Source organism: Streptococcus sp. CF8-6 (assembly GCF_024295845.1).
GTDB classification, from domain to species: Bacteria; Bacillota; Bacilli; order Lactobacillales; family Streptococcaceae; genus Streptococcus; species Streptococcus oralis_BO.
On the sequence record NZ_JANCOF010000001.1, the window covers coordinates 102,502 to 117,122 of the forward strand.

Genomic DNA, 14,621 nt, shown 5'->3' on the forward strand with positions numbered 1-14,621 from the left:
TCATAAAAGCAGTAACTTTACATTTTTGAATAAATTTGATAAAATATGGTTATGTTATAAAAAGTGACATAAAGGAGTGAATGATGATCAAAATGAAAAAAAGACTAATCGGGACAGGTCTTGTCTTAGCGACAGGGATTTTGCTCTCTGCATGTGGACAGTCCAACACAGATACTAGCACTTATTCATCAACATTTAGTGCGAATCCGACAACTTTTAACTATCTTCTAGATTATTATGCAGATAACACTGCCGTTATTACCAATCTCGTAGATGGTTTGCTAGAAAATGACAGCTATGGGAACCTCGTGCCTGCTCTTGCGGAGGATTGGTCTGTTTCAGCAGATGGTTTGACCTATACCTACAAGCTTAGAAAAGATGCCAAGTGGTATACGGCTGATGGTGAGGAATATGCTTCAGTCAAAGCTCAGGATTTTGTCACTGGAATCAAATATGCCGCGGACAACAAGGGGCAAGCCATGGATCTGATCCAAAATTCAATCAAGGGATTGAATGACTATGTGACGGGTGTGACCAATGACTTTTCAACTGTCGGTGTCAAAGCCTTGGATGATTACACAGTCGAGTACACTTTGACACGACCAGAACCGTACTGGAATTCAAAGACAACCAATAGTATCCTTTTCCCAGTCAACGAAGAGTTCTTGAAATCAAAGGATAAAGATTTTGGTACATTGACACCAGACAGTATCCTTTATAACGGTCCCTATCTGTTAAAAGATTTTACATCAAAATCTTCGATCGAATATGTGAAGAATCCACACTATTATGACCATGATAAAGTAACCATTGAAAAAGTTAAGTTGGCCTACTTTGATGGTTCAGATCAGGAGATGACCATTCGAAACTTTGAAAGTGGTGCTTACTCGATTGCAGGAGTCTATCCAAATAGTTCGAACTATGCTAAGACAAAAGAAAAATACCAAGACAATATCGTCTATAGCTTACAAGACAAGACATCTTGGTACTTTAACTTTAACGTCAACCGCAAAACCTATAATCATACCGCTAAAACAACGGACGAACAAAAGAAATCAGCTCAAACAGCTATCTTAAATAAAAATTTCCGTCAGGCTATCAACTTTGGTATTGATCGAACAGCCTACTCTGCTCAATCTAACGGTGAAGAAGCAGCGAGCAAAACCCTTCGTAATACTCTGGTTCCCCCAACATTTGTCCAGGTGGGAGATAAGACCTTTGGAGAAGTAACAGCTTCTAAGCTTGTGAACTACGGGACTGAGTGGTCAGGCATTAATTTGGCAGACGCTCAAGATGCCTACTTTAACAAGGAAAAGGCCCAAGCAAAATTTGCGGAAGCTAAAAAGGAATTGGAAGCCCAAGGCGTGACTTTCCCAATCCATTTGGATGTCCCTGTTGATCAGACGAATAAAAATGCGGTCTCTGGTATGAACTCGGTCAAACAAACCCTTGAAACAGTACTAGGTTCTGACAATATCGTCATTGATGTTCAACAGCTTTCTACAGATGACTTTGGAAATGTTGCCTTCCTAGCACCAAATCCAGCAGCTCGTGACTACGACCTAAACTTTGATGGTTGGGTTGGTGATTACCAGGATCCATCAACTTATCTAGATCCCTTCAATGCTGAAACTGGCTTCTATCTCAAGATTTTTGGTCTTGATGCCAAGGAAGACCAAGAGCTCATTAAGAGTTTGGGGCTCGATACCTATACGCAACTCCTGAAAGAAGCAGATGCTGAGAACAAAGATGTCGCTAAGCGTTATGAAAAATACGCTGAAGCTCAAGCTTGGATGATTGACAATTCTCTAGTCATGTCTGCTATGTCAAATGGTGGTACAGCCTCTGTAACCAAAGTAACTCCCTTTACACGTGCCTACTCCCTAGTAGGGATCAAGGGTGACGGAAATAATTATAAGTACATGAGATTGCAAAAAGACCCTGTTACCAAGAAACAATTTGACGAGGCCAAGGCTAAGTGGGAAGAAGAGAGTAAAAAGGCTATTGAAAAGAGCCAAAAAGAGTTTGAAAACCACGTAAAATAAGATTGCGGACAAGGTTGCCCCTGAGCGCCTTGTCTTTTTGTGTAGAATGGCATTCGGAACTTTGCCCATATTTTAGAGCAATTTAAGAGAACAAAAGCGAATGAAAACGCTGAAAATAGCAAGGATGGATGGAATTTCCATCATGATTGTGATATAATATTTATAACTATTAACGTGTATAGGGGATTATCATGAGTAGACGTTCAAAGAGAGCTCGTTTAGGGAATGTAAAACGAAATATTAATATAGTTTTAGCAACCATTTATTTGTTATTGAGTGGTTTTTTGTTGTTCTTGATTTTCAAACATAATATCCTAGCTTTTCGATACCTCAATATCCTTACGGCGGTTCTTATTCTCGTTTCTGCTGTAATTGCAATCCTCCTGATAGTGTATAAAAAAGCCGAGAAGTTTACGGTTTTCTTTTTGACACTTGCTATCGTAGTTAGCTCGGTTTCTCTCTATGCTTTGCAACAGTTTGTCGGTTTTACCAATCATATCAATGCGACCTCAAACTACTCAGAGTATTCGATGAGTGTGGTCGTTTTGAAAGACAGTGAAATCAATAATGTGACTCAGTTAGAGAGTGTAACAGGTCCAACTGAAACAGATAATGATAATATCCAAAAGTTGGTGGCGGATATTAAGACGACACAGAGTAAAGACTTGACAGTTGAACAGAGTGCTTCTTATCTAGCAGCTTATAAGAGTCTGCTTTCTGGCGAAACAAAAGCAATTATCTTAAATAGTGTCTTTGAAAATATCATTGAAGCAGAGTATCCAGATTATGCTTCAAAAATCAAAAAAATCTATACAAAACAATTAACTAAGGATGTTGCGGCTCCAAAGGTATCGAAGAATGAAGCTTTCAATATTTATGTGAGTGGTATTGATACCTATGGACCAATTAGTTCCGTTTCGCGTTCAGATGTGAACATTTTGATGACTGTGAACCGAGATACCAAGAAAATCCTTCTGACTACAACGCCTCGAGATTCCTATGTTCCGATTGCGGATGGGGGAAATAATCAAAAGGATAAATTGACTCATGCGGGGATTTATGGAGTGGACTCGTCGATTCATACTTTGGAAAATCTCTATGGAGTGGATATTAACTACTATGTGCGCTTAAACTTTACCTCTTTCTTGAAGTTAATTGACCTTTTAGGTGGAATTGATGTCTATAATGATCAGGAGTTTACAGCACATACTAACGGGAAGTATTATCCTGTTGGGAATGTTCATTTAGACTCTGAGCAGGCTCTTGGTTTTGTCCGTGAGCGCTACTCTCTAGCAGATGGAGATCGTGACCGTGGTCGAAACCAACAAAAGGTTATTGTAGCTATTATTCAGAAGTTGACGTCAACTGAGGCTTTAAAAAACTACGATAACATCATCAAGGGATTGCAAGATTCTCTTCAGACCAATATGCCTTTGGAAACTATGATGGATCTGGTTAATACTCAATTGGAGAGTGGCGGGAACTACAAAGTCAACTCTCAAGACTTGAAGGGAACTGGACGCACGGATCTTCCTTCATACGCTATGCCAGATAGTAACCTCTACATGATGGAAATTGATGAAAGTAGCTTGGCCGCTGCGAAAGCTGCTATCAATGATGTGATGGAGGGCAAGTAGCATGATAGATATCCATTCGCACATCGTTTTTGATGTGGACGATGGTCCAAAGTCGATAGAGGAAAGTAAAAACCTTCTAAGAGAGGCCTATAGTCAAGGAGTGCGAACAATCGTTTCAACTTCGCATAGACGAAAAGGGATGTTTGAAACTCCTGAGGAAAAAATCGCAACCAACTTCCTAAAGGTGCGAGAAATGGCTAAGGAAGTTGCGGATGACTTAATCATTGCCTATGGAGCGGAAATCTACTATACTCCGGATGTTGTTGAGAAGTTAGAAAAGAAATTAATCCCAACCCTCAACGATAGCCGCTATGCTTTGATTGAGTTTAGTATGAATACACCCTATCGGGACATGCATAAGGGGCTGAGTAATATTCTAATGCTAGGCCTTACACCCATCATTGCCCACATTGAACGGTACGATGCTTTAGAAAACAATGAAAAGCGCGTGCGAGAGCTGATTGATATGGGATGTTATACTCAGGTTAATAGTTCTCATGTTTTGAAACCAAAACTCTTCGTAGAAACCTATAAATTTATGAAAAAGAGAGCCCAGTATTTCTTGGAACGAGATCTGGTTCACGTGATAGCAAGTGATATGCACAACTTGGATCACAGACCTCCTCATATGGAGGAAGCCTATGATATCATTGCTAAAAAATACAGTGAAGATAAGGCTAAGGAACTTTTTAAGGATAATCCCCGAAAAATAATAATGGATCAATTAATTTAGGAGAAAAAATGAAAGAACAAAATATGATGGAAATCGATGTATTTCACTTGCTTAAAATCCTTTGGAAGCGAAAATTGTTAATTGCTTTGGTAGCATTCGTGACAGGGACAGTAGCATTTGCCTATAGTAGTTTTATTGTGAAGCCGGAGTTTACGAGTACGACCCGAATTTATGTGGTCAATCGTAATCAGGGAGATAAGCCTGGCTTGACTAACCAAGACTTGCAAGCAGGATCTTACTTGGTAAAAGACTATCGTGAAATCATCCTCTCGCAAGACGTTTTAGAGAAGGTTGCGACTGATTTGAAATTAGAACTCCCTCCAAAAGGTTTAGCTAGTAAAATCAAGGTAACAGTTCCTGTGGATACGCGTATTGTATCGATTTCTGTTACAGACCGTGCACCTGAGGAAGCTAGCCGTATCGCCAACTCTTTGAGAGAGGTTGCGGCTCAAAAGATTATCAGCGTCACTCGCGTTTCGGATGTGACAACGCTTGAAGAAGCACGTCCTGCAACATCGCCATCTTCACCAAATATTCGTCGCAATACCATGGTTGGATTCCTTGCGGGGGCGGTTGTAATGATTGTCACAGTTCTCCTAGTTGAGCTCTTGGATACACGAGTGAAACGTCCAGAAGATATTGAGGACGTGATGCAAATTGCACTATTGGGAGTAGTTCCAAATTTGGATAAATTGAAATAGGAGAGAAAAATGCCAACGTTAGAGATTGCACAAAAAAAATTAGATTTGGCAAGAAAAGCTGAAGAGTATTACAATGCACTTCGAACCAACATACAACTGAGTGGGAATAACTTGAAAGTGATTTCTATTACGTCTGTCAAACCAGGAGAAGGAAAATCAACAACATCTACCAATATTGCTTGGGCTTTCGCGCGTGCAGGCTATAAGACACTGTTGATCGATGCGGATATCCGTAATTCAGTCATGTCAGGTGTCTTTAAATCACGGGAAAAGATTACAGGTCTAACAGAGTTCTTGTCAGGCACAACAGACCTATCGCAAGGTTTATGTGAAACCAATGTTGAAAATTTGTTTGTCATTCAAGCGGGTTCTGTATCACCAAACCCAACAGCTTTGTTACAAAGTGAAAATTTTGCGACCATGATTGACACCTTACGCAAGTACTTTGACTACATCGTTGTAGATACTGCTCCGATTGGAGTTGTTATCGATGCGGCGATTATCACGCAGCAGTGTGACGCTTCTGTTTTAGTAACTGCGGCTGGTGAAACAAATCGTCGTGATGTCCAAAAAGCTAAAGAACAACTCGAACAAACAAGCAAACCATTCTTAGGAATTGTGCTTAATAAACTCAATACTTCAGTTGAGAAGTATGGCTCCTATGGAGCATATGGGAACTATGGGAAAAAGTAGGGAATCTTGTAGTTGGAAAATTATCTAAGGGGATTATTACAAGGGGGAGTTTTAGGTGAAACAAAACAAAATCATCTATATTGCCTTCAAAAGGTCTATGGATGTATTTATCGGCTTGTTTGGAACGGTATTTATAGTTTTACCCTGTTCTCTGGTCATCTTTGTAATCTATAAAATGAAAGGTTACAAAGGAAGTATATTTTTTACACAGTGCAGAGCAGGTCTCAGAGGGAAAAAATTTAAAATTATTAAGTTTAGGTCGATGGTCGAGAATGCAGAAGAAATTCTGATTTCGAATAAGGAACTTTATGAAAAATATAAAAAGAATAGCTATAAATTGCCACCAAATGAGGATCCACGACTTACAAATATTGGAGATTTTATAAGAAAAACAAGTATTGATGAGGTTCCACAGTTTATAAATGTACTACTAGGTGATATGAGTCTTATTGGTCCAAAACCAATTCTTGAAAATGAACTAGACGAATATACCGAGGATGAACAGGAAATTTTATTGTCTGTTCGTCCTGGGATTACAGGGATATGGCAAGTTTCTGGTAGGAGTGGAGTATATTATCCTGAACGATGTGAGATGGAATTATATTATCCTAGAAATCAGTCTTTACGGTTAGATATCAAAATCTTCTTTTTGACCATTAGAAGAGTTTTATCCCGTGAAGGAGCTCATTGAGAATTCAAACTGAGTCGGCATAAAGTGAAATATATAAAGATAAAATTGAATACAAAAAGGATATCTTTGGTATTCAATTTTATCTTTTTGGGTCAAGATAGTTTTAGTGATAATCTATTTTGGTTGGATATTTTTTAATAGAGAATGATTACAATTTTGATTAAAAGGTAGTTGAGCTAGTTATGGATGAAGGGAATTGAATTAGGATATAGAAATGTCTAAAACGTATAGAATCATAGTTGCAACACATAAACGATTTCAAATGCCAGAGGATAAGGACTTGTATATCCCTATCCAAGTTGGTAGTGAGGGTAAGGAAGATTTAGGTTATCAACCAGATAATCAAGGAGTTCATATTTCTTACCTTAATCCTTATTATTGTGAATTAACAGGATTATATTGGGCTTGGAAAAATTTAGAATGTGATTATCTTGGATTGGTACATTACCGTAGATATTTCACATCAAAACGACACTCATATAGAGAAGCAATTAGTATGGATGACATTATTCTTTCCAAATCAGAAGTAAAAAACTTTCTGTCAAAATACGATGTTGTCGTTCCTAAAAAACGGAAATATTATATTGAAACGTTATACTCTCACTATGCACATACTCACGATGCCAATCATTTAGACGTGACACGCCAGATTGTTAGCGAGTTGAGACCGGATTATATCGAAGCTTTTGATCAGGTCATGAAACAACGCAGAGGCTATATGTTCAATATGTTTATCATGTCCAAAGAAAATGTAGCAGCCTATTGTGAATGGTTGTTCCCAATTATCGATGAACTCTATAGAAGATTGGACATTACAGACTATTCTGCTTTTGACGCTAGATTATTTGGTCGTATCAGTGAACGTTTGTTCAATGTTTGGTTGGCAAAACAAGATTTGCGGGTAAAAGAGATTCCGTTCATTTATATGGAAAAAATTGATTTGATTCAAAAAGGGAAGTCCTTTTTACAAGCAAAATTCTTTGGAAAAAAATATGGACAGAGTTTTTAGATAGGGATGAATAATAAGAATGAAATTAGTACTAAAAATAAAATCTGTACCAGAACTTTTGGCTCTTGTTGCTTTAGGGATATTTTTAACGGTTTCGATATTAAATGTAACTTTTTATGCTCGGTATCTGCCTGGAACAGTTTATAAATTAGCGATAGCTTTTTCCCTCTTTCTTTTGGTTATAAAAGAGTTGTTTAAGAGAAAATATGATTATAGAACTCTCATTGGTTTGTTTGCAACGATTTTAATTTATTTTATAGTGGGGAAAATGACATCTCTCAGTTCAGAACTTCCTGTAAGTATATTATTTATTTATACTTTACGAGATATTCCCTTTAAGAAGGTGGCGAAAACTTCATTAGTCGTTAGTATGTGCTTGTTGTTTTTTGTTATCATAAGCGCAAGATTAGGAATAATAACGAACTATATAGAAATTTCTGGTCCTCGAGTACGGGCTTACCTAGGCTTTAGATATGCTCTATTTCCTTCGGTTTTACTGATGAATATAGTTGCTATTGTGTTTTATTTAAAGCAAAACAAAATCCAATACTGGCAATGGCTACTGTTAGCTCTATCAGTTTATTGGGTATATGATCAAACGGATTCTCGTTTAACATTTTATAGTTCCTGTGTATTGCTGGCATGCAGTTTGTTAATAAAATGGTTTCCGAAACTATTTTCAAAGTTAGGATATGTGTTTAAAGCTTTTAAACTGACCTTTATCGTAAATGCAGTTATTAGTTTTTGGGTCTCCGTTACCTATCTCAATTCAAGTCATTCTTTTATCAATGATCTTCTTTTTAAAGTGAATCATATGTTAGGTGGTCGGATATACTTGGCTAATAAATCTTTAAATCTCTATGGTTTTGGATTTTTTGGACGACCAGTTTACTGGAATGGGAATGGTCTGACTGTTGAAGGTGTTAGAAACTATCAGACCTATCTGTATGTGGACAATTTGTATGTCCAAATTTTACAGAGATTTGGCCTACTCATCCTGGGATTAATGGTCTCAGTTCTATCTTTGACACTACTTAAAGTCATTAAGAAACGCCAGTGGATTCTTGCTCTGATTTTGATATTAATGAGTTTTCACTCTATGATTGATGATTTGAATTTCTATCTTCATAACAATATTTTTTGGATATTAGTAGGTGTTTTAATAAACTCGGATTATCAGTTTTCTGATGAAAGCGATGAAGATCTAGGGGGACGTTCGTCTGAAAAAATTGTATAGTGAAATGGTAAAAAGTATTTAACAAGAACTTAAAAGAGCATAGACTGGAAAGACGGTTTTATTTCGATTTATATAGGAGGAAAGTATGTCGGATATCAAAATCATTCAAGATAAGATTTTATCTATTTTGAAAGAGTTTATTAATATTTGCGAAGAAAATAACCTAACCTACTATGCTCTAGGTGGGACCTTGCTAGGAGCGGTACGTCATCAAGGTTTTATTCCTTGGGATGATGACATTGATATTGGTATGCCTAGGGAAGATTATGAAAAGTTTAAAAAAATAGCTTCAAATGTCTTGCCAGAAAACTACAAGTTTTTAAGCGAAGATACATTAAACTATAAAAAAGCTTTCTCTGTGATCCGAGATGATTCTACAAAAATCATCATGAATTATAGTAAAAAAGAATTGGTAGAAAGTTTGTGGATAGACATTTTCCCGCTAGATGGTATGCCCTCTAACGCTTTAAAGAAAAAAATTCATTCTTTGAGATACTTGTACGCAAGGATGATGGTTCAACTCTCGCAATTCAATAGTTTGGTGAATCAGAAAAAAGAAAATCGACCATTCATTGAAAAGATAATTATTGCTTTTGCGAATGCTGTTAATATTGAGAAGATTATTTCCTTTACCTGGGCACAGAAAAAGTATTTACAAACGATAAAAAAATATTCGTTTGATGAAGCTTATGCAGGAAATTATACGGGAGCTTACAAATTAAAAGAGATAGTACCGAGTGATTACTTTGGAGAACCAGTCCTATTACAGTTTGAAGATCTTAAACTTTGTTGTCCTTGCAAATACAAAGAATATCTAACAGCCATTTACGGAGCGGATTATATGCAATTGCCACCAGAAGACAAAAGAACTCTTCACCACTACGAGATTATATCACTGGGTGAAAATGAAGGGGAAGTGTAGTTTAAAGATGAAAAAAATCGCTTTAGTGAAATGGAGTATCGATAGAACAGATGGAGGCTTGAAAGTAGCAACCAGCCTTGCAAATGAGTTATCAACTATGTATGAAGTTCATCTTCTCTCGATGATTTCTACAGAAAACAATTTCTTCTCGCTGAAACAATCAGTTCAATATCAAAATTTATCATCAAAGAAAATATCTATGAGTAAAAATTTTCTCGAAGCGATCAAGTTGTTGAGAAACTATCTGAAAGAAGAGAACATTGATATTGTTTTTGGAATCGGAATGAGTATGAATACAGTTGGTGTAGCAAGCACAATTGGTTTGAAAACAAAATTTGTTTCCTGCGACCATACAAATTCTATAGTAGATATTGATACTAAAGTTAAGAAGATACAAAGGTATATTGGAGCGAAATTTGCTGATAAACTCGTGACCCTTACTCAAGAAGACCGTGAAAATTATATAAAAAAATACAGTGTTCCTGAAGAAAGGATTTGCTACATCTATAATTGGAAAGAGGCTTCTCTTTCAGATGTGTCCTATAATAAAAAATCAACTAAAATTGTGACTGTTGGCCGTTTTGATTATCAAAAAGGATATGATTATCTTGTTCAAGTCGCGAAAAAAGTGTTAGTGAAAAGGTCTGACTGGACTTGGGAAATCTACGGTTCCGGCAATCAAGATGAAGTGGATAAAATCAGAAATTTAATCAACGAATATGATTTACAGGACAAGTTAGTCATAAAAGGACTCGAAAAAAATCAGGATTTGATTTATGGAGATAAAGGGATTTATGTCATGACTTCTCGTTATGAAGGTTTACCTCTAGTTCTACTGGAAGCTCAACAATACAACCTCCCAATTGTTAGTTTCAGATGTCCAACAGGACCAAATGAGATTGTTGAAGATGGGGTCAATGGTTATCTGATTGATTGTTATAATACCGATAAAATGAGTGATAGAATACTTGAATTGATGGAAGATTCGAACTTGCGAAGTTCCTTCTCCAATCATGCCATGGATAATATGGATAAATTCGATAAGGAAAAAATTCTCAAGCAGTGGATTGAACTAATTGAGACGATTTATGAGATAAGATGAAGGATTGTTTATCAACAATTGTAATGCCTAGTTATAATATTCAGGAGTATATTTCAAAAGGGCTGGAGTCTTTTCAACAAGTGTTTCCGAATTATAAAAATAAATTTGAAGTACTGGTTGTCATGGATGGTCAGTAATTCGGAAAGGTCGTTAAAGGAGCTATATAGTAAAATTGAGCAAAGCTCATATAAATACGTTCCTACGAAAAAATTTGACAGATGGTCTTACTTAAATTATAGGACTAACTTTGCTTTTGGAATAATTTTTAATCCGATTTTGAAGAAATACTCTGAAAAGAAAGAAAAAGAGAGGGGCGTTTAAGATGTTTATCAGCATCGTTGTTCCTGTTTATAATGTTGCAGACTATCTGCATTTTGCGATAGAAAGCTTAATTAAACAGACCTATCAAAACTTTGAGATAATCCTTGTAAATGATGGTTCCACAGATAATTCTCCCATATTATGCGAAGATTATGCAAAGCAATATGAAAATATCCATGTGTTCCACAAAGAAAATGGTGGATTATCTGATGCACGTAACTTTGGAGTGGCAAAAGCCAACTCAGATTGGATTTTCTTTTTAGATCCGGATGATTATCTTGAAGAATATACTCTAGAGTTAATCGTGAAAATTCAGGAAACACATCAAGCAGACTTGATTTCAACAAAGGTAAAAGCTACTTCAAAATATAATGCTTATACTTCTTATCGATTACAAGACTCAGACTATAAAGATTTGGCTCCGATTACAAAAGAAAAGGCTCTGGAACTAATGTTGGATGACAAAGTTGCAACGGTTTCTGCCTGTGCTAAGCTTTATAAAAAAAGCATATTGGAACGAGTCCCTTTTCCAGTTGGGAAAATCTATGAGGATTTTTATGTTGTAGGAGAACACCTTGCCTTGGCTGAAAGAATCGTGATAAGCCCGCTTGAAACCTACAATTACTATCGTAGGGAAGGGAGTATAGTTCGTTCAACATTTACTGAAAAAAGATATGATTTCTTTGAAGCTGTTGCAAAAAATGAGGAAGTTATTAAAAGAGAGTACATTCAGAGTCCAGAATTAAAGCAAGCTTTACAAGCTAAAAAATTATTAGGTGGTTTTGTAATAATTGGTGCAAAAGCTGACTCAGGCTTAAAAGATTTTTCAAAAGATAGAGAGTTGTTGAGAGTCGAAATGAGTGACTTGTTAAAAAATAATAAGTTATCATGGAAACTAAAACTAAAATACCTTATTTTTATGTTAAACCCTAGATTGTATTTGTTGCTACGATAGTATCGTGCATAGATCCAATTTAATTTACAACAAGTGTCAAAAAAATGTAGGAAAGAGGAAATATGAAAGAAGTTTTTAGAATAATTGACCATTATAAGTATGACCAGTCAAACTTTTTGTTTTCACTGATTAATTCTAAATTGGATGACTTGAAATGAAAGTATTAAAAAACTACGCCTACAATCTTTCTTATCAATTGTTGGTCATTATACTCCCAATTATTACGACTCCCTATGTAACACGGGTCTTTTCTTCGGATGATTTAGGGACATATGGATACTTTAATTCCATTGTCACCTACTTCATCCTCTTAGCGACGCTGGGAGTTGCTAACTATGGGACCAAGGTTATTTCAGGACATCGTAATGAGATTAATAAAAACTTTTGGGGTATATATTCTCTACAATTAGGGGCGACACTTCTTTCTCTGTCCTTATATGCTCTTCTTTGTCTAACTCTTCCCTTTATGCAAAATCCGGTAGCCTACATTCTAGGCTTGAGTTTAGTTTCAAAAGGTTTAGACATTTCCTGGCTCTTTCAAGGGCTAGAAGATTTTCGAAAGATTACTGTTCGAAATATCACAGTTAAACTCGTTGGAGTCATTTCAATCTTCCTCTTTGTCAAATCTGCAAATGACCTATATCTCTATGTTGTTTTGCTAACCATATTTGAACTCTTGGGGCAACTAAGTATGTGGGTGCCTGCTCGTGGGTTTATCGGCAGTTCTCATTTTAGCATAGAATATGCTAGACATCATTTAAAGCCGGTCATATTATTATTCCTTCCTCAAGTAGCTATTTCTTTGTACATTACGCTGGATCGTACCATGCTTGGAGCCTTAGCTTCTACAAAAGATGTAGGGATTTATGACCAGGCCCTAAAATTAGTAAATATCCTTCTGACCTTGGTAACTTCCTTGGGAAGCGTTATGTTGCCTCGTGTCGCGCATTTGTTAGCGACAGGTGATCATAAGGCAGTCAATAAGATGCATGAAATGTCCTTCCTCATTTATAATTTAGTCATTTTTCCGATGATGGCAGGAATCTTGATTGTCAATGATGATTTTGTTCAGTTTTTCCTTGGTCAAGATTTTCAGGATGCACGTTATGCAATCGCCATTATGATCTTCCGTATGTTCTTTATCGGTTGGACCAATATCATGGGAATTCAGATCCTGATACCTCACAATCAAAATAAAGAATTCATGATTTCAACAACAGCTCCCGCAATAATCAGTGTAGGTTTGAACTTACTATTCCTTCCTAAACTTGGATATATCGGAGCAGCCATTGTTTCTGTTTTGACAGAGGCGTTGGTATGGGCGATACAATTATACTTTACCCGTAGATACCTAAAAGAAGTTCCACTTATCGGATCTTTGACAAAAATTATTCTAGCATCAGCTATCATGTATGGTATCTTGCTAGGTTTAAAAACACTTATACATTTTTCACCAGCCATAAATGTTTTAGTATTTGCAGTGCTTGGTGGAATCATTTATCTTTTTGCAATTCTATCTTTGAAAGTGGTAGATGTAAAAGAATTAAAACAAATTATTAGGAAAAAGTAGAATGCAAAAAAAATCGGAATATCAGCCTAGATTTATTAAAAGTGCTTGCGTGTATTGGGGTCGTTTTACTCCATACAACAATGGGCGGATTTAAAGAGACAGGTTCATGGAATTTTTCGACATATTTATACTACCTAGGAACCTATTCTATCCCTTTATTTTTTATGGTCAATGGTTATTTATTGTTAGGCAAAAGGGAAATAACTTATCCTTACATACTTCAAAAAGTCAAATGGATTCTAATAACAGTGTCATCATGGAACATTATCGTTTGGCTCTGTAAAAGAGACTTTGCGGTTAATCCAATTAAAAAAATTGTAGGCTCTCTGTTACAAAAAGGGTATTTCTTTCAGTTTTGGTTTTTTGGTTCGCTGATTCTTATTTATTTATGTTTGCCTGTTTTGAAAACAGTTATAAATTCAAAAAGAAAATATGTATACATTCTATCTTTATTGGTGGCAATTGGGTTTATAGTTGAATTAGCAAATATTTTCCTTCAGATGCCTATACAAACTCATGTTATGCAAACTTTTAGATTATGGACTTGGTTTTTCTACTATCTTTTAGGTGGTTATATAGCGCAATTCAATATAGACAACCTCAAATATAGATTTAAAAATTGGATGAAAATAGTTAGCATACTTTTGTTATTGATTTCACCAATTATATTGTTTTTCTTAGCAAAGAATACTTACCATAATCTTTTTGCTGAATATTTTTATGATACTTTATTTGTAAAAGTCAGTACTCTAGGAATTTTTCTAACTATCCTCACGCTTACGTTGAATGAAAACCGAAACGAATGGATTGTTTTCCTTTCTAATCAAACAATGGGAGTTTTCATAATACACACTTATATTATGAAATTGTGGGAAAGGATATTTGGTTTTAATTTTGTAGGAGCATATTTACTTTTTGCTCTATTTACTTTAAGTGTTAGTTTTATTATTGTTGGAATGTTAATGAAGATTCCTTACTTCAATCGAATCGTCAAATTATAAAAAG

The 14,621-nt window shown here is 35.9% G+C and carries 13 protein-coding genes; all 13 read left to right on the forward strand.

What is annotated here, in order from left to right; translation table 11 throughout:
- Positions 1-83 precede the first annotated feature (83 nt).
- The gene (locus tag NML69_RS00520; RefSeq protein WP_000594269.1) at positions 84-2,045 is read left to right on the forward strand and encodes a peptide ABC transporter substrate-binding protein; all 1,962 of its coding nucleotides are present in this window, start codon (positions 84-86) and stop codon (positions 2,043-2,045) included.
- A gap of 191 nt (positions 2,046-2,236) precedes the next feature.
- Positions 2,237-3,682, forward strand: coding sequence for an LCP family protein (locus tag NML69_RS00525; protein ID WP_254724990.1), 1,446 nt, complete (start codon positions 2,237-2,239; stop codon positions 3,680-3,682).
- Between the two features lies 1 nt (position 3,683).
- Positions 3,684-4,415: a capsular polysaccharide biosynthesis protein Cps4B gene (gene cps4B / locus NML69_RS00530; protein ID WP_254724991.1), complete on the forward strand. Its 732-nt coding sequence runs from the start codon at positions 3,684-3,686 to the stop codon at positions 4,413-4,415.
- Between the two features lie 8 nt (positions 4,416-4,423).
- Complete coding sequence (gene cpsC / locus NML69_RS00535) at positions 4,424-5,116, forward strand: capsular polysaccharide biosynthesis protein CpsC (RefSeq protein WP_254724992.1); 693 nt, start codon at positions 4,424-4,426, stop codon at positions 5,114-5,116.
- A gap of 9 nt (positions 5,117-5,125) precedes the next feature.
- The gene (locus tag NML69_RS00540) at positions 5,126-5,809 is read left to right on the forward strand and encodes a tyrosine-protein kinase (protein ID WP_254724993.1); all 684 of its coding nucleotides are present in this window, start codon (positions 5,126-5,128) and stop codon (positions 5,807-5,809) included.
- A gap of 55 nt (positions 5,810-5,864) precedes the next feature.
- Positions 5,865-6,500, forward strand: coding sequence for a sugar transferase (locus NML69_RS00545; RefSeq protein ID WP_254724994.1), 636 nt, complete (start codon positions 5,865-5,867; stop codon positions 6,498-6,500).
- A gap of 214 nt (positions 6,501-6,714) precedes the next feature.
- A complete protein-coding gene (locus NML69_RS00550) occupies positions 6,715-7,509 on the forward strand; it encodes a DUF4422 domain-containing protein (protein WP_254724995.1) in 795 nt (264 codons plus the stop codon).
- A gap of 19 nt (positions 7,510-7,528) precedes the next feature.
- Positions 7,529-8,746, forward strand: coding sequence for a polymerase (locus NML69_RS00555; RefSeq protein WP_254724996.1), 1,218 nt, complete (start codon positions 7,529-7,531; stop codon positions 8,744-8,746).
- A gap of 85 nt (positions 8,747-8,831) precedes the next feature.
- Positions 8,832-9,668, forward strand: a complete 837-nt coding sequence (locus tag NML69_RS00560; RefSeq protein WP_254724997.1) for a phosphorylcholine transferase LicD — start codon at positions 8,832-8,834, stop codon at positions 9,666-9,668.
- A 7-nt stretch (positions 9,669-9,675) separates the two neighbouring features.
- Entirely contained in the window at positions 9,676-10,770 is a 1,095-nt protein-coding gene (locus NML69_RS00565; protein ID WP_254724998.1) for a glycosyltransferase family 4 protein, read from the forward strand.
- A gap of 322 nt (positions 10,771-11,092) precedes the next feature.
- Positions 11,093-12,046 (forward strand): glycosyltransferase family 2 protein, encoded by a 954-nt coding sequence (locus NML69_RS00570; protein ID WP_084860284.1) that lies wholly within the window; start codon positions 11,093-11,095, stop codon positions 12,044-12,046.
- 154 nt (positions 12,047-12,200) lie between these two features.
- Positions 12,201-13,616 (forward strand): flippase, encoded by a 1,416-nt coding sequence (locus tag NML69_RS00575; protein WP_254724999.1) that lies wholly within the window; start codon positions 12,201-12,203, stop codon positions 13,614-13,616.
- Between the two features lie 20 nt (positions 13,617-13,636).
- A complete protein-coding gene (locus NML69_RS00580) occupies positions 13,637-14,617 on the forward strand; it encodes an acyltransferase (RefSeq protein WP_084860282.1) in 981 nt (326 codons plus the stop codon).
- Positions 14,618-14,621: the final 4 nt, after the last annotated feature.